Annotated in this window: 16 protein-coding genes and 1 tRNA gene; 8 read left to right on the top strand and 9 right to left on the bottom strand. The window is 63.2% G+C overall.

Annotation, left to right across the window (positions count from 1 at the left end):
* Positions 1 to 21 precede the first annotated feature (21 nt).
* Positions 22 to 720, top strand: coding sequence for a sulfur transferase domain-containing protein (locus JJ959_RS12745; protein ID WP_292884142.1), 699 nt, complete (start codon positions 22 to 24; stop codon positions 718 to 720).
* A gap of 28 nt (positions 721 to 748) precedes the next feature.
* On the opposite strand, the gene denD is transcribed toward JJ959_RS12745, so the two are convergent.
* Entirely contained in the window at positions 749 to 1,741 is a 993-nt protein-coding gene (gene denD / locus JJ959_RS12740) for a D-erythronate dehydrogenase (protein ID WP_292884180.1), read from the bottom strand.
* Complete coding sequence (gene otnI / locus JJ959_RS12735; RefSeq protein WP_292884141.1) at positions 1,738 to 2,517, bottom strand: 2-oxo-tetronate isomerase; 780 nt, start codon at positions 2,515 to 2,517, stop codon at positions 1,738 to 1,740. Before otnI ends, denD begins: the two co-directional genes overlap by 4 nt.
* 130 nt (positions 2,518 to 2,647) lie before the next feature.
* On the opposite strand from otnI, the gene otnK reads away from it, so the two are divergent.
* A complete protein-coding gene (gene otnK, locus JJ959_RS12730; RefSeq protein ID WP_292884140.1) occupies positions 2,648 to 3,916 on the top strand; it encodes a 3-oxo-tetronate kinase in 1,269 nt (422 codons plus the stop codon).
* Positions 3,917 to 3,926: 10 nt separating this feature from the next.
* Here the strand turns inward: otnK and JJ959_RS12725 are convergent, their stop codons facing one another.
* The 7 genes from JJ959_RS12725 to JJ959_RS12695 all read right to left on the bottom strand — a co-directional run bounded on the left by JJ959_RS12725 (position 3,927) and on the right by JJ959_RS12695 (position 12,104).
* Positions 3,927 to 4,667 (bottom strand): HAMP domain-containing sensor histidine kinase, encoded by a 741-nt coding sequence (locus JJ959_RS12725; RefSeq protein ID WP_292884139.1) that lies wholly within the window; start codon positions 4,665 to 4,667, stop codon positions 3,927 to 3,929.
* Between the two features lie 202 nt (positions 4,668 to 4,869).
* Positions 4,870 to 6,618, bottom strand: a complete 1,749-nt coding sequence (araD, locus tag JJ959_RS12720) for an L-arabinonate dehydratase (RefSeq protein WP_292884138.1) — start codon at positions 6,616 to 6,618, stop codon at positions 4,870 to 4,872.
* Between the two features lie 116 nt (positions 6,619 to 6,734).
* The gene (gene argE, locus JJ959_RS12715) at positions 6,735 to 7,904 is read right to left on the bottom strand and encodes an acetylornithine deacetylase (RefSeq protein ID WP_292884137.1); all 1,170 of its coding nucleotides are present in this window, start codon (positions 7,902 to 7,904) and stop codon (positions 6,735 to 6,737) included.
* Between the two features lie 28 nt (positions 7,905 to 7,932).
* Positions 7,933 to 9,384: a TrkH family potassium uptake protein gene (locus JJ959_RS12710; protein ID WP_292884136.1), complete on the bottom strand. Its 1,452-nt coding sequence runs from the start codon at positions 9,382 to 9,384 to the stop codon at positions 7,933 to 7,935.
* A 131-nt stretch (positions 9,385 to 9,515) separates the two neighbouring features.
* Complete coding sequence (folE, locus tag JJ959_RS12705; protein ID WP_292884135.1) at positions 9,516 to 10,160, bottom strand: GTP cyclohydrolase I FolE; 645 nt, start codon at positions 10,158 to 10,160, stop codon at positions 9,516 to 9,518.
* An 81-nt stretch (positions 10,161 to 10,241) separates the two neighbouring features.
* The gene (gene apaG / locus JJ959_RS12700; RefSeq protein ID WP_292884134.1) at positions 10,242 to 10,634 is read right to left on the bottom strand and encodes a Co2+/Mg2+ efflux protein ApaG; all 393 of its coding nucleotides are present in this window, start codon (positions 10,632 to 10,634) and stop codon (positions 10,242 to 10,244) included.
* A 198-nt stretch (positions 10,635 to 10,832) separates the two neighbouring features.
* On the bottom strand, positions 10,833 to 12,104 hold the full coding sequence (locus JJ959_RS12695; RefSeq protein ID WP_292884133.1) for a calcium-binding protein: 1,272 nt from the start codon (positions 12,102 to 12,104) through the stop codon (positions 10,833 to 10,835).
* A gap of 165 nt (positions 12,105 to 12,269) precedes the next feature.
* Between JJ959_RS12695 and JJ959_RS12690 the strand changes: the two genes are divergently transcribed.
* From JJ959_RS12690 to speE, 6 genes are all read left to right on the top strand, one after another.
* A tRNA-Gly gene (locus tag JJ959_RS12690) sits at positions 12,270 to 12,343 on the top strand.
* A 320-nt stretch (positions 12,344 to 12,663) separates the two neighbouring features.
* A complete protein-coding gene (locus JJ959_RS12685; RefSeq protein ID WP_292884132.1) occupies positions 12,664 to 13,233 on the top strand; it encodes a DJ-1/PfpI family protein in 570 nt (189 codons plus the stop codon).
* Between the two features lie 112 nt (positions 13,234 to 13,345).
* Positions 13,346 to 13,585, top strand: coding sequence for a DUF1289 domain-containing protein (locus JJ959_RS12680; protein ID WP_292884131.1), 240 nt, complete (start codon positions 13,346 to 13,348; stop codon positions 13,583 to 13,585).
* Between the two features lies 1 nt (position 13,586).
* Complete coding sequence (locus JJ959_RS12675; protein ID WP_292884130.1) at positions 13,587 to 13,991, top strand: RidA family protein; 405 nt, start codon at positions 13,587 to 13,589, stop codon at positions 13,989 to 13,991.
* 277 nt (positions 13,992 to 14,268) lie between these two features.
* A complete protein-coding gene (gene speD, locus JJ959_RS12670) occupies positions 14,269 to 14,781 on the top strand; it encodes an adenosylmethionine decarboxylase (protein WP_292884129.1) in 513 nt (170 codons plus the stop codon).
* Positions 14,778 to 15,629, top strand: a complete 852-nt coding sequence (gene speE, locus JJ959_RS12665; protein WP_292884128.1) for a polyamine aminopropyltransferase — start codon at positions 14,778 to 14,780, stop codon at positions 15,627 to 15,629. Before speD ends, speE begins: the two co-directional genes overlap by 4 nt.
* Positions 15,630 to 15,873: the final 244 nt, after the last annotated feature.

Below are 15,873 nucleotides of genomic sequence, written 5' to 3'. Positions count from 1 at the left end.
TTCCGGCGCCCGGTGCGCTATATGGATTCCATGACAGACAGTTCGACAGAGAACGTTCCGGCGCTCCCGCCGCTGGAAGGCGCCGAAAGACTGCGTGCCTGGTGGCACCTGATGATGACGGACCACGGGTTCGTCCGCTCGATCTATCTCAACAAGCACCGCGTCAGCGACGAGCTCTGGCGCTCGGCGCAGCCGTCGCCCTGGCATCTGGAGCGTCTCGCGGACCAGGGGTTCCGGAGCGTTCTCAATCTGCGCGGTGCCGAGGAAGACAATTACCGCTACCGCCTGGAGCGCGAGGCCTGTGAGCGTCTGGGACTCCAGCTCGTGAGCCTACCTATCCGTTCACGCAATCCGCTGAAACCGGAAATCCTGAAGCAGGCGATCGAGGTCTGGGACAAGCTGGAAGCGCCGACCCTGATGCACTGCAAGTCGGGCGCCGACCGCACCGGGCTGATGAGCACGCTCTACCTGCACCTGGTCAAGGGCGTGCCGGTGCGCGAGGCGATGGATCAGCTTTCCCTGCGTTTCGGGCATCTCCGCCATGGCCGGACCGGCATCGTCGACCATGTCTTCGAGCAGTTCGCAGCACGGCACGACGAGACCGGGATCTCCTTCCGCGACTGGGCCGAGACGGAATACGACCCCGACGCGCTCCAGGCCGGCTTCCGTGCCGACTGGTTCGAATCCCTGATCGTGGACAAGATCCTGCGCCGCGAATAGGCGCAGGATCCGGTTTCAGGTTCCGGCCTCAGGCCGCGATCTTGCCGCCGAGCTCGTCCTCGATGAAGGCGCGGATCACGCTTTCCATGCCTTCGTCCTGAACGAATCCGAGCGCCTGCGCCTTCTTCGTGTTGAAGGCCGGCGGCCAGCCGCGGACGATCTTCTCGATGAAGGGATCCGGCGCCCAGTCGATCCGTCCGGCGACGGCCGGTCCGGCGACATTCTCCAGCGCCTTCGCCATCTCTGCCACGGAGATCGAGAAGCCGGGCAACGAAACGGTGCGGGAGGCCCCCCAGGCGTCGCCAGCGAGGTTATGCGCGTGCACCGAGTTCTCGATGATGCTCCGCGGCGAGGCGAGCCACATCTTGGCGTCGCCCGCGACCGGACAGACGGCGCGCTGGCCCTGCAGGGGCTCGCGGAAGATCGAGCTGGCGAAGGTCGAGGCTGCCTTGTTCGGCTTGCCTGGCCGTACCACCACGGTCGGGAACCGCAGAGAGCGTCCGTCCACGAAGCCCTTGCGGCTATAGTCGGAGACCAGCAGCTCGCCGATCGCCTTCTGGGTGCCGTAGGAGGTCTGCGGCGTGGTCGCCGTCATGTCCTCGACGATATGCGGCAGATCGCCGCCGAACGCGGCGCAGGAGCTGGCGAAGACCATCTTCGGCACGCCGTCCGCAGCCCGGAGGATCTCGAGGATCGTGCGGGTCGCATCCAGATTGACGGCCATGCCGAGATCGAAATCCTCTTCCGCGCCGGCGCTGACGATGGCGGCCAGATGGAAGACGCTGTCGGTGTCGCCGGGAATGGCTTCGGCCAGCAGCGCCTCGTCCGTGATGTCGCCGGCGAGGCTGCGCACGCGGGAGTCCGAGGTGAGCGCTTCCGGCGCTTCGACCACGTCGAGAAGGGTCAGTTCGGTGACGGGTTTGCGGCTGCCGTCGGAGGCGACGAGCGCGTTGCTGTCGAGCAGGCGGCGGGCCAGTTTCTGGCCGATGAAGCCCGAGGCGCCAGTGATCGTGACCTTCATCGCATCCACTCCTTGCTCCAGCCGAGTCCCGCGACGGTCTCGCCGCGCGGCTTGTACTCGCACCCGACCCAGCCTTGGTAGCCCAGTTCATCCATCAGGGCGAAGAGGTAGGGGTAATTGATCTCGCCCACGTCGGGTTCGTGCCGGCCGGGCACGCCGGCGATCTGTATGTGTTCGATGACGCCCAGCTGCTCCCGCATATGGATCGCGAGGTCACCCTCCATGATCTGGCAGTGATAGAGATCGAACTGCAGCCGGACATTGGGGGCGCCGACGGCGTCGAGGATCGACAGTGCCTGCTTCTGGTAGTTCAGGAAATAGCCCGGAATGTCGCGCGTATTGATCGGCTCGATGATCAGCGTCTTGCCGCGTTCTGCGGCCAACGGCGCGGCGCGGCGGAGATTGCCGATCAGGGTCTCGGTACAGGCTTCCCGCGAGGTGCCTTCGGGAACAATGCCGCTCATCACGTGCAGGCGCGGGCAGTCGAGCGCTTCGGCATAATCCAGCGCTTTCGCAAGGGCGTCGGAGAAGTCCTCTTCGCGGCCCGGCATCGCCGCGAGCCCGCGTTCGCTCTTGTCCCAGTCTCCGGGAGGCAGGTTGAAGAGTGCCTGCTCGAGACCGGACTCGTCGAGTTTCGAGCGTATCGTCTCCGCCGGGAAATCGTACGGAAACAGAAACTCGACACCCCGGAAACCGGCATCCGCCGCCGCCTTGAAGCGGTCGAGAAACGGCAGTTCCTGGAACATCATGGACAGATTTGCTGCCAGCCTTGGCATGAAGCCTCCCCTGTCGCCATTCTTGATGGGCGCTGTATATCGCACGGACGTGCGCTTGCTTGAGGGCGCAGCCTACAGCAGACTGCCTCGCCCGATCCATAATCCGTTTCATTGAGGGAGGTAGGCCGCTATGGCGCCCATTCTCGGCTGCATCGCCGACGATTTCACCGGAGCCACGGACCTGGCGAACATGCTGGTGCGCGGTGGCATGCGGACGGTCCAGCTGATCGGCGTTCCGGCGACGGACACGCCGGTGCCGGACGTGGACGCGGTCGTCGTCGCCCTCAAATCGCGGACCAACCCGGCCGACGAGGCGGTCGCGCAATCGCTCCAGTCGCTGCAATGGCTGAAGGCCGCGGGGTGCCGGCAGTTTTTCTTCAAATACTGCTCCACCTTCGACTCGACGGACGACGGCAATATCGGCCCGGTCGCCGACGCCCTGATGGCGGACCTCGGAACGACCGTCACGATTGCTTGCCCGGCCTTTCCGGAGAACGGGCGTACGATCTTCAACGGCCATCTCTTCGTCGGCACGCAGCTCCTGTCCGACAGCCCGATGCGCAATCACCCGCTGACGCCCATGACGGACAGCAATCTCGTATCGGTCCTGCAACGACAAACTAAAAAGCCAGTTAAATTGATCCAATTCGCTACCGTCGATGCGGGTGGAGAAGCGGTTGCGGCGGAACTTGCGGCACTCAAAGCTGCGGGAGGAGGCATCGCGATTGTCGATGCCGTACTTGATAAGCACCTTGAATCAATTGGTTATGGGGTAAAGGATCTGCCTCTCATCACCGGCGGGTCGGGGATCGCTATCGGCTTGCCCGGGAACTACCGGCGCGCAGGTTTGCTTGCGGAACGGGGTGCCGCGGGTGCCCTGCCCCAGGTTCGGGGGAGTGCCGCCGTCCTGGCCGGAAGCTGTTCGGCGGCGACGCTCGGGCAGATCGCCCGTTTCGAAGCGGGACACCCTTCCTTCGCCGTGGATGCGCTGCGCCTCGCGCGCGGCGAGGATGTCGTGGCGGAGGCCCTCGGCTGGGCCGCCGGCCGGATCGCGGACGGTCCCGTGCTGATCTATGCGAGCCAGCCGGCCGAGAAGGTGCGTGAGATCCAGAAGGCACTCGGCCGCGCCGAGGCCGGCGCCCTGATCGAGGAGGCGATGGCCGCGATTGCGCGTGGCCTCGTTGCCTCTGGTACCCGCAGGCTTGTCGTTGCCGGGGGCGAGACTTCGGGCGCGGTGGTCTCCGCGCTCGGGATCGAGGGATTGCAGATCGGCCCGCAGATAGATCCCGGAGTTCCGGCCACCGTCTCGCTCGGCGGAGAACCGCTCGCGCTCGCCCTCAAATCCGGCAATTTCGGCGGCCCGGATTTCTTCGCGAAGGCGCTTGCCTCCATGCCCTGAAGACAGGCGATCAGGCTTTCGGCGGCGGGAACACCAGGGAAACCGAGGTGCCGAAATTCGGATTGCTCCTGATTTCGACGGTAACGCCGAACGGGGCAAGCTGCTTCTTCACGATGGAAAGGCCGCGACCGGTGCCCATCTCTCCTTGCAGGCCCTCGACCGGTTTCACCGGGAGGAATTTCAGGACCTCGGACAGCTTTTCTGCCGGCATCCCGATCCCGGTATCGCGGATCACCATGATCACCGCGCCGGTGGCGGGGTCGCGCTTGCCGATCACGGCGACCGTTCCGCCCGCGGGCGTGAACTTGATCGCATTGACGACGAGATTCCCGAGCACGTCCTCAAGAATTGCGTCCGGAACCGGAACCTTCGGGAACTCCCGGTCGAACCGCATGTCGAGCGTGATTTTCTTCTGCTCCGCCATGGCGCTGTAGCGGGCGATCATGCGTTCCGCGACAGCGCGCGCGTCCGTCTCGACGCCAGCATCGTCGCTGCCGGCCTCCTCGCCCAACAGCAGCCGGTCGCAGATTCGCACCAGAGCCTCGGCGGCATCGTGGGCGATGTCCGAATATTGCTTGTATTTCGGATGGCTGTGACGGCCGTGCCGCTCGGTCTTGAGCAACTCGGTATAGGCAAGAAGCGCGTTGAGCGGATTGCGCATCTCGTGCGCCACATCGCTGACGATGTCAGTCCTGGTGCCGAGAGCGTTCAGCTCCGTGTCGTCGTCGGACGGGATTTGACCGTCGGTCATATGGGATCTCTGTGTACCCATGCGGGTATCACTTCCATCTATTGTTGTATTCGCTTCCGTGGACAGGAACCTTCAGTGAGGTCCGGAATGCATGGCGCGGTGCGGCCCGCCGGATAATTGGATCCAGCCGGCCGCAAAAAGTATCTCACAATCTGCGCCAAACCTGCAGTGGAGATTATCGCGCTAAATTGCCAACTTTTTATTAATGCGACTCGCGCATCACCGGCGTGCCGCTCTTTCCGACGAGGAAATCGAGATCGGCGCCTTTGTCGGCCTGCAGGACATGCTCGACATAGAGTTTCGAATATCCCCGGTCATAGGGGGACTCGAATCCCTGCCAGGCGGCCCGGCGCTTTTCCATTTCCGCGTCGGACACGTCGAGATGCATGCGCCGCGCCTCGACATCGACTTCGATCATGTCGCCGTTCTGAACGAAGGCCAGCGGACCGCCTGCGGCAGCCTCGGGAGCCGAATGCAGGATCACGGTGCCGTAGGCCGTGCCGCTCATGCGGGCGTCGGAGATCCGGATCATGTCCTTGATGCCCTTCTTCAGCACCTTCGGCGGCAGACCCATGTTGCCGACCTCGGCCATGCCCGGATAACCCATCGGACCGCAGTTCTTCAGTACCATGATGCAGGTCTCGTCGATATCGAGCGCCGGATCGTCGATCTTCGCCTTGTAATCCTCGATATTCTCGAACACCACGGCGCGGCCGCGATGCTTCATCAGTTCGGGCGAGGCGGCGGACGGCTTGATGATCGCCCCGTCCGGAGCCAGGTTGCCGCGCAGCACCGCGATGCCGCCGTTCGGCTTGAAGGGCTTGTCGACCGGGAAGATCACGTCCCGGTTCCAGCATTCGGCGTCCTTGGAGTTGTCCCAGATCGTCTTGCCGTTGACGGTCATGGCATCCTTGTGGATGAAGTCCCCGAGCTCGCGGATGATGGCGGGCAGGCCGCCGGCATAGAAGAAATCCTCCATCAGGTATTCGCCCGACGGCATCAGGTTCAGCAGGCAGGGAACGTCGCGGCCGAGCCGGTCCCAGTCGTCCAGCGTGATGTCGATCCCCATGCGCCCGGCGATCGCGAGCAGGTGCACCACGGCGTTGGTGGAGCCGCCGATGGCGCCGTTGACCATGATGGCGTTCTCGAAATTCTCCCGCTTCAGCACATCGGAGAGGCGGATGTCCTGGCGCACCATTTCGACGATGCGGCGGCCGGCCATCTGGGCCAGTACGTTGCGGCGGGAATCGACCGCCGGAATGGCGGCGTTGTGCGGCAGGCCGGCACCGAGGGATTCCACCATCGAGGCCATGGTCGAGGCGGTTCCCATCGTCATGCAATGACCGGCGGAACGGGCCCCGTCCTGCTCCGCGTCCATGAATTCCTGCAGCGTCATCTCGCCGGCGCGGACCATCTCGGAAAACTTCCAGACATGGGTGCCGCTGCCGACCAGCTCGCCGCGATAGTGGCCGTTGAGCATCGGCCCGCCGGAGACGGTGATCGTGGGCAGATCGCAGCTCGCCGCGCCCATCATCAGCGAGGGCGTGGTCTTGTCGCAGCCGACCAGCAGTACGACGCCGTCCATCGGCAGACCGCGGATCGCCTCCTCGACATCCATCGAGGCGAGGTTGCGGTAGAGCATCGCGGTCGGACGGAGCTGGCTTTCCGAGGTCGAGAAGACCGGGAACTCGACCGGCATGCCGCCGGCCTCGTAGACGCCGCGCTTCACCCGCTCCGCGATGTCGCGGAAATGGGCGTTGCAGGGATTGAACTCGGACCAGGTGTTGCAGATCCCGATCACCGGCCGGCCGTCGAACATGTCGGCCGGGATGCCCCGGTTCTTCATCCAGGACCGGTGCGCCCAGCCGTCCTTGTCCATCTTGCCGTACCACTCGGACGACCGGCGCTTGCCCTTGTTCGGATCCTTCGGGTTCGAATTGTCTTCGGCCATCCTGCCAGCTTCCCCCTGTTGTCGGCCCGGCTCCATGGCCAGACCTCGTTATCGCGTTTCGTTAACCGTCTCACCGGTTTGGCGGGCGGTCAAGACGGGGCAGCGACAGCGGCGGCTCAGCCGTTGTCGGCGGCCCAATCCGTCAGCTTGCTCATGAAATCGACGCATTCCTGGACCTGCGAGCGTTCAATGAACTCGTCCGGCTGGTGCGCCTGCTGGATATAGCCCGGCCCGAAGATCACGCCCGGGACGCCGGCTTCCTGGAAAAAGCCGGCCTCGGTGCCGAACGAGACCGCACCCGACTGGTTGAGCCCTGTCAGGTAGCGGACCAGTTCCTCGGCGGCGGAGTCCGTATCGGGGATCAGCGGCGGAACGACATTCACCAGTTCCATCGTAATCCCGGCATCCGGCGAGAAGGCCTTCATCTCCGGGTTCAACTCATTCTCGATATAGTCGCGCACGCGCTGCTCGATCGCTTCGCCGTCATCGCCCGGATGGATCCGCATGCCCCAGCGGAACTTGGTGAATTCGGGGATGATGTTGTGCGCGGTGCCGCCTTCTATGATGCCGAGATCGATCGTCGTGTAGGGCGGGTCGAACGGGCTGTCCTCGTACGGGTTTTCGCGCAGCTCCTTCTGGATCGTTTCCAGCAGGTTGATGATGCGCGCGCCGTACATGATCGAGTTGACGCCCCGGTGCGGCTCGCTCGAATGGCCGGGTATGCCGCGGATCGTCGTCATCAGGCCGCGGCTCCCCTTGTTGCCGCCGATGATCTTCATGCCGGTCGGCTCGCCGACGATGACGGCGGTCGGCAGCGGCAGGTTTTCCGCCATGTCCTTGATCAGGCCGCGCACGCCGATACAGCCGACCTCCTCGTCGTAGGAGAAGGCGAAATGGATCGGGGTCTTCAGGTTCCGCTTTTTCATCTCCGGCGCCATGGCCAGCGCAATGGCGCAGAAGCCCTTCATGTCCGCCGTTCCGCGGCCGAAATATTTTCCGTCCGCTTCCCACATCTTGAACGGATCATGGCTCCAGTCCTGACCGTCCACAGGAACCACGTCGACATGTCCGGAGAGCACGACGCCGCCCTTGTCCTCGGGGCCTATGGTGGCCCAGAGATTGGCCTTGGTGCCGTCCTCGTTGAAGGTGGTCCGGGTCGGGATGCCCATCTCTTCGAGATAATCCCGCGCGTAGTCGATAAGTTCGAGGTTGGAGAGCCGGGACGTCGTGTCGAAGGCCACAAGACGTTCCAGCATGGAAACGGAGCGGGAGAGCATATCGCTCATATCTGGTCGTATACCTTTCGGCCGGCGTTCAGCGGCGCCAGAAAGAGGGAGAGAGCATCACCAGAACGGTGAAGAGCTCCAACCTGCCCAGCAGCATGCCGAATGACAAGAGCCATTTGGCGCTGTCGGGCAATGAGTCGAAATTGCCGGCCGGCCCGATGATCGGCCCGAGACCGGGCCCGACATTGCTGATCGCGGTGGCTGCGCCCGAGACTGCGGTGATGAAATCCAGGCCGATCGCGGCGAGCAGCGCGGCAAGGATGCCGAAACACAGCATGTAGAGGAAGAAGAAGCCCATGACCGACTCGGAGACCGTCTCCGGGATCGGCTTGTGGTTATAGTAGGGAATGAAGACGCCGTGCGGCCTGAGCAGGCGCTCGATCTGCACCTGCGCGGTCGCGTAGAGCACCTGGATGCGGAAGATCTTGATGCCGCAGGTCGTCGATCCGGCGCAGCCGCCGACGAACATCAGGCAGATGACGAGGGTGACGGGAAAGCCGCCCCAGATTCCGTAATCCGTCGTGGCATAACCGGTTCCGGTCATCACCGAGATGATGTTGAAGGCGGCGTAGCGCACCGCGTCATGCAGCGGATAGTCGAGCTCCTGCCAGTTCCAGATCGTCACCGAGCCGACCACGACGGTGACGATCGCGAAGAACCACTTCACCTGGCTGTCGCGGAAGATCGGCCGGATCGAGCCGCGCATCATGCGCAGGTAATAGACGAAGGGCAGGCTGCCGACGATCATGCCGGCGACCACGATCCAGTCGACCACCACATTGTCGAAATGCCCGACCGACGCGTCCTTGGTCGAGTACCCGCCGGTCGCGATCGTGGTCATCGCATGCGCGATGGCGTCGAAGCCGGGAAGGCCCGCCGCCCAAAGACCTGCCGCCCAGGCCGCGGTCAGCGCGAGATAGATACCGCTGATCCCGCCTGCCAGCTGTGCCGCGCGGGGCACGACCTTGTCCGGCGTGTCGAAAGCTTCGGTCTGGAAGAGCTGCATGCCGCCGACGCTCAGCATCGGGAGCACGGCAAGCGCCATGACGATGATCCCGATGCCACCGAGCCATTGCAGCAGCGCGCGCCAGAGCAGGATGCCGGGCGGCGCGTGATCGAGGCCGACGATCACGGTCGAGCCGGTGGTCGTGACGCCGGACATGCTCTCGAAGAAAGCGTCGGCGACGGTCATGTCGAGCTGCGAAAAGGCAAAGGGCAGGGCCGCGACCATGGCGATCGTCAGCCAGCTCAGCGTGGTCAGCAGGAAGGCTTGCCGCAGGCTGAGGGTCGAGACGGACGGGCTGTTCGTCGTCAGCATCAGCGACACGCCGATGAAGAGCGACAGGGCTGCCGCGCCAGTGAACACCTCCCAGTCGGGATTGCCCAAGGCGAGATCGACGCCGGCCGGCAGAAGCATGGCGATTGCCATGATCGACATCAGAAGGCCGACAATATGAAGGACCGGACCAAAGGCGACCAAGTCCAAGCTCCCCTTGCGTTGCGCACAGAGCGTGGATCATTGGACCGCCATCGGCGCGATGTCCAGTCCGGAAAAGGCGGTGCGGGTATCCGCGCCCGGGAAGGGCGCGGCCCGATGCCCGCCGTTGGGGCCTAGTCGCCCTTGGTGACGAGGTCGAAGAATTCCTTGCGGAGCTCGGCGTCCTCCTTGAAACAGCCGGTCAGGGACTTGGTTACCATGCTTGCGCCGGGTTTGCAGACGCCGCGCGTGGTCATGCACTGATGGACCGCCTCGACCAGCACCGCCACCCCTTTGGGCTCCAGCACCTCCTGGATGGTGGTGGCGATCTGCGCCGTCATCGTTTCCTGGATTTGCAGGCGCTTGGAGAAGGTCTCGACGACGCGGGCGAGTTTGCTGACGCCGACCACCCGGTTATTCGGCATATAGGCGACAGAAACCTTGCCGATCACCGGAAGCATGTGATGCTCGCAGTGCGACTCCATGCGGATGTTCTTCAGCAGCACCATCTCGTGGTAGTCTGCGGTCTCCTCGAAAACGCGCTCGAGATAGACCTGCGGGTCGCTCGAGTAGCCCTTGAAGAGCTCCTCGTAGGACCTGACGACGCGCTCGGGGGTCTCCACCAGACCTTCACGGTCGGGATCGTCGCCCGCCCATTCGATCAGTGTGCGAACGGCCGCTTCCGCTTCTTCGCGCGATGGGCGCTGCCGGACGACCTTGATCCCGGCGTCCTGACCGGCTGCGGCCTCTGCGCGCAGTGCGTTGTCGTATGGCGACATTTTCATTTCCTCATAAATCAAGGGCGCATGAATTGTGATGGGGTTACGCCCTCAGTGTTCCCATGGATGTCCCGCATCCGCTCAGTGCGGCCGACCGGCCGCTTCCGGAAGATCCAGCGCGAAACTGGGTACCGAAACCGTGAAGATCTGCCCATCCGGACCCGTCATGTCGTAATGACCGCTCATGAATCCGGATGAGGTTCCGAGCGGCGTACCGCTGGTATATTCGAAAGAAGAGCCGGGTTGGATCAATGGTTGTTCGCCGACGACGCCCGGACCGTCGACGGTCTGTTCGCGTCCGAGGGCATCGGTGATGCGCCAGTGGCGGGCGCGCAGCTGAACCGCGTCTGTTCCGAGATTCTCGATCTTGACGCTATAGGCCCAGACGAAACGGTGTTCTTCCGGGTTCGAATGATCGGGAAGATAGCGCGGCTCGACCACGACTCTAATCGCGCCTGTAATCTCGCTGTACAACCGTTGAACTCCCTGCCCGCGTGCCCGGGGACCGTTCCAATCCGGCGGCCCTGTTCTTCGGACGCTAAATGTGGCGCTCCGTAGCGAAGAGTCCAGACCTTCCTTACCGTGCCCCGCCGCTCTCGATGCGGCAAGGGGAGCCGGGTGCACAAAGGCTCACCATGTCGTGACTACAGACGCCCGCCAAATCGCAACGGATCAGCCGTAGATGAACAGTCCGTCGCTTACGGAGCCCGGGGAGATGCCGACGAGGGTGACGCTTCCGCCGCCGCTGAGCGTGATCAGCGTGTTGGCGCCCGACGCCGCTGCCGTGTAGGTCGTCCCGGTATTGACCAGGATACGGTCCGACCCGATCTCGAAGTCGTTGAACACGTCGTTGCCGGGGTTGGAGCCGATCATCGAGATCGTGTCCGCGCCGCTTCCGCCGGCCACCGTGTCGTTGCCGCCGTTGCCCGCGAGCATGTCCGCGCCGAGGCCGCCGAAGAGCACATCGTCGCCGCCGCCGCCATAGAGCGTGTCGGCATCGTCGCCACCATACATCGTGTCGTTCTCGAGATTGCCGTAGATCAGATCGGTGCCGGCATTGCCGTAGATGATATCGCTGCCCTTGTTTCCGGCCAATCTGTCGGCATTGTCGCCGCCGGCCAGGATGTCGTTCCCGGCGCCGCCCATGATCGTGTCCTCGCCCGCGTCGCCATAGAGCGTGTCTTCGCTTGTATTGCCGTAGATGATGTCGTTTCCGCTACCGCCATAGGCCAGGTCGTTGTCTTTCCCGCCATAGAGCAGATCGTTGCCGTCGCCGCCGTTCAGGAGGTCGTTGCCGAAATTCCCGTAGAGGAAGTCACGTCCGTCGTTCCCGAACAGGGAATCGTCCCCGGTGCCCCCGATGATCGTGTCGGAATCCGCGTCGCCTGAGACCTGATCGTTGCCGGCGCCTGCGATGATCGTGTCGTTTCCGGCGCCGCCAAATATGGAGTCATCGCCCTGGCCGCCGAACAGCGTATCCATGCCGGCATCGCCGTAGAGGCTGTCTGCACCGACGTTCCCGTACACCACATCGTTGGCATTCCCGCCATAGAGCAGGTCGGCGCCGAGGCCGGTGCCGCCATAGAGCACGTCGTTGCCGTCTCCGCCGGAGACGGTGTCGCCATCCGGCCCGCCGGTGAAGGTGTCGGCTGCCGCCGTCAGACTGGCCGATATCTTGGTCTGCGTTCCGAGCAGATTGACTCCCGAAACGGTCACGCCGAGCGTGCTGCTGAAACTGATCGTGATCGTTCCGGCGGAATTGAACAGATAATTCTGGGCGAAGGTAATGACGTGCGCCGCGTTGCTGTTCACGGTGATCGTGGCATAACCGCGGGCGGAATCGAGACTGGAGGCGATAAGTGTTCCGGATGTGATCGTCAGAGTTCCGGTATCGGACGTCAGGGTCGCGAGCCCGGAAATCCCGTCTACGGTTGAGGAGACCATTCTTACCTCCGCTTCAGCCGATTTCTTCGGCTTCCCGATATTGCCTGGCACACATCACGCGCACCCCGGCTAATTTCTTAGCTTCGACAAGTTTAATGTTGGTTAAATGTCTATCAGATGATTTCACTTGTAAGCAAGGCAGTGCTTGCGCATGTTTGGAGCGTTGCGGGTGTAGTTCAATGGTAGAACATCAGCTTCCCAAGCTGAATACGTGGGTTCGATTCCCATCACCCGCTCCAGTCCTCTTGGGCGATTTGGCGGATGTGAAAATTCCGTAAAGCTCCCGAATTCCCTATGCAGGGCAGCCATGCACATCTCGCGACTTGAATTTCACGGCGAATTTCGCTATTTCCCCCTCGCGAGCTAAGGCTCGTCGGTTTCATGTAACTCGATCCCTCCATCGGCTTTGACCTGACTGGTTGGGATCCTGCCCAAATTCGGCGTTTAAACGAGATCTGGCTTCCGGTGCCGACTTTTCGGCTCGTTCCGGGAGTCCCTCACTGGACCGCTTACGGCCGCGCCGCCCGACCGACGAGACGCTGACAAAAAGGAGAACTAAATGCAGGACAAGCCGCTCACCGGAAAAAATATTGCAATCATGGTCGCCAACGGGTTTGACGAAATCGAGTTCGTCGAGCCGCAAAAGCAGCTGCTGGCCTCCGGCGCGACGGTCAAGGCCGTTTCCCGCGCTACCGGTCTGGTCAATGGCTGGTACGACGGCTCTTGGGGCCATTTCTTCCCGGTTGACGCGGACTTGGCCGATACCCTGGCCGTCGATTACGACGGTCTCGTCGTTCCGGGTGGTGTCCGCGGCGTCGAGAAGCTTGCGGAAGACCCGCACGCCCAGCGCATCCTTAAGGCTTTCCTGCGCGCCGGCATGCCGGTCGCGCTGATCGGTGACGCGGCTTCCCTGCTGGTCACCATCGAGGACGCCAAAGGCCGGACCGTCACTTCCTCCGCCGACACCCGCGAAGCGCTCGAAGCCGCCGGTGCGAGCTGGGAAGAGACCGCGTCCGTCACCGAAGGCAACCTCGTGACCGCGAATGGCGCCGAAGGCGTTGCCGATCTGGTGCAGAGCTTCGTCGCGCTGGTCTCGGCTTACGAAAGCGACGTGACCGAAGCCGCCTAAGGCACCTTCCGGTCAATACCTGACGCTGACGGCGTGGATTTTCGGATCCACGCCGTTTTTATTTCTGTCATGCTCCGGGACTGCCGGAACCTGAGACAATTGCGAGCCGCGCATGACCGACATTCCTTCTCCCTGTGTTGCCGTTTGCCAGATCGACCGCGAAAGCGGCTACTGTCTCGGCTGCTGGCGCACGATCCAGGAGATCGCCGGCTGGGCGCGTTTCGAGAATGCCGAACGGCTCCGGATCGTCGGCGAGCTGCATGACCGCCGGGGAACGGCGGCACCAAGGCCGCGGCGGCGCAACCGGCGCCGGGGGGAAATGAGGCGGGCAGATGCCGACATGGGAGAGTGAAATGACAGCACCAGTATTCCATCTGATGGACCGCGCGCCGGCACCGGTCGCGCCCTACAGCCATGCGGTCGAGATCGACGGCTGGTGTCTGATCACCGGCCAGCTCGCGACCGATCCCGAGGATGATGCGAGGCCCTTGCCCGAGGGGATCGAGGCGCAGACCCGGCGCACGATGGAGAATCTCCGGATCGTGCTGGACGGGCTCGGGCTCGATTTCAGCCATGTCGTCTCCGCCCGTGTGTTCCTGACGGAATTCGAACGGGACTACGAGGCGATGAACGCTGTCTATGCCGAATATTTCAACGCCGAAACGCGTCCGGCGAGGACCTGCATCGGGGTCACGGGCATCGCTCGGAAGGCGCTTGTCGAGATCGACTGCATCGCATACCGGACCCCAAAAAAATAGCCATATAAACCCCTTGACTCAGGCGCACATAATGCGCACGTTTCGAGCACGAAATCCGGCCGGGAAGGCGCTGCGAAATCGCGGAGCAAGCCCGGTCGAATTTTTTTACGCGGATTTTGAGATTTCGCTTGCGGAGCAAGGGAAAAAGCCTCAGAACCCCGCGCCTATATCCGCATCGTGCGGAAACGAAAGGAACGCCAGACCATTCCGCCCAACGGTGTTGCGGCAAGCGGGATGCGACGGGGTAACTGGGACATCTACTGGATAGGAGGGGTTGATGGATCGAAACATCGCCTTCGCTGATTTGGGGATGGACTCGGATACTCAGCCGAGCAGAACCAATTCCGACATCACCGGCACGGCCAAAGGTCACGATGGCACGGTCATTCCGCTGACTCCGAGCTACTCGGATTCGTCGCTCGACCATTTCGTGAAGAAGGACGGACTGGTCTTCGCCGGCACGCACCTGATTATCGATCTGGTCGGCGCCTCGCGGCTCGACGAACTCGAGCATATCGAGGAGACGCTGCGGGAGGCCGTCGAGGTCTCTGGCGCCACGCTGCTGCACATTCACCTGCACCATTTCACGCCGAATGGCGGCGTGTCCGGTGTCGCGGTGCTCGCAGAGTCGCATATCAGCATCCACACCTGGCCGGAGCGGGGCTATGCCGCGCTCGACGTGTTCATGTGCGGAGATGCCGAGCCGCATAAGGCCATTGCAGTTCTGCGCCGGGCGTTCCGTCCCGACGCGGTGCAGCTCAATGACCTGAAGCGGGGCCTGACCGTATGAGTGAGTGGTTCAACGAAACCCTTCACAACGGATACGGACAGCGGCTGACAATGGACAAGGTGCTCTTCCGGGAGCGGACGGAGCACCAGGATCTCGTGATCTTCGAGAACAATGTCTTCGGGCGCGTCATGGCGCTCGACGGCATCGTTCAGACCACCGAGGGTGACGAGTTCGTCTATCATGAGATGCTGACGCACGTGCCGATCCTGGCCCATGGCCGGGCGAAGCGCGTGCTCATCATCGGCGGCGGCGACGGCGGCATGGCCCGGGAAGCGCTCCGCCATACCTCCGTCGAGCAGGTGACGATGGTCGAGATCGACCGCGGCGTGGTCGACATGTGCGTGAAGCATCTGCCGTCGATCAGCAACGGTGCCTTCGACAATCCGCGGCTCGACCTGCAGATCGCCGACGGTGCCAGGTTCGTCGAGGAGACGGATGGCAGGTGGGACGTCATCATCGTCGATTCCACCGATCCGATCGGTCCCGGCGAGGTGCTGTTCCGCGAGAGCTTCTACAAGGCCTGCAAGCGCTGCCTGACCGAGGGCGGCATTCTCGTCACGCAGAACGGTGTGCCGTTCGTTCAGGGCAGCGAGGTCACCAATTCCTTCGACCGGCTCAGCCCGCATTTCGCCGATGTCTGGTTCTACACCGCGGCGGTACCGACCTACCAGGGCGGGTTCATGGCGTTCGGCTGGGCGACAGACGATCCCGCGCTGCGCCAGACACCGGTCCCGGAGATCGCGCCGCGCTTCGCAGAAGCCGGGCTGGACTGCCGGTATTACACGCCGGAAGCCCATGCGGGTGCCTTCGGTCTGCCGGCCTTCATCCGCAAACTGATGCGGTCATAACCGCAGAAAAATTGCGCTTCGGGCTTAAGTCTTTTTTTACGTCCACGCGCCAGGGTGGTGCTCAGGGAAGCGCCGTTCTCCCCCAACGGCATCCGGTCGCGGCCAGACGCAATCCCCCTGACCTGGCGCGTGATCCTTCCTGAACTCCCCTCGGGGCTCGTCGCAGGCGAGCCCCTTTTGTTTGAGCTTCCGTCTGCGGTCTCGAAAGCCCGGCAGCGGGCATGCTATGGTCCGGCCGAATCAA

Origin of the sequence: Nisaea sp. (assembly GCF_017640745.1) — a bacterium.
Taxonomy (GTDB): domain Bacteria; phylum Pseudomonadota; class Alphaproteobacteria; order Thalassobaculales; family Thalassobaculaceae; genus Nisaea.
The sequence above is the reverse complement of the archived record's forward strand: the minus strand, read 5'-3'. Positions and strand labels throughout refer to the sequence as shown.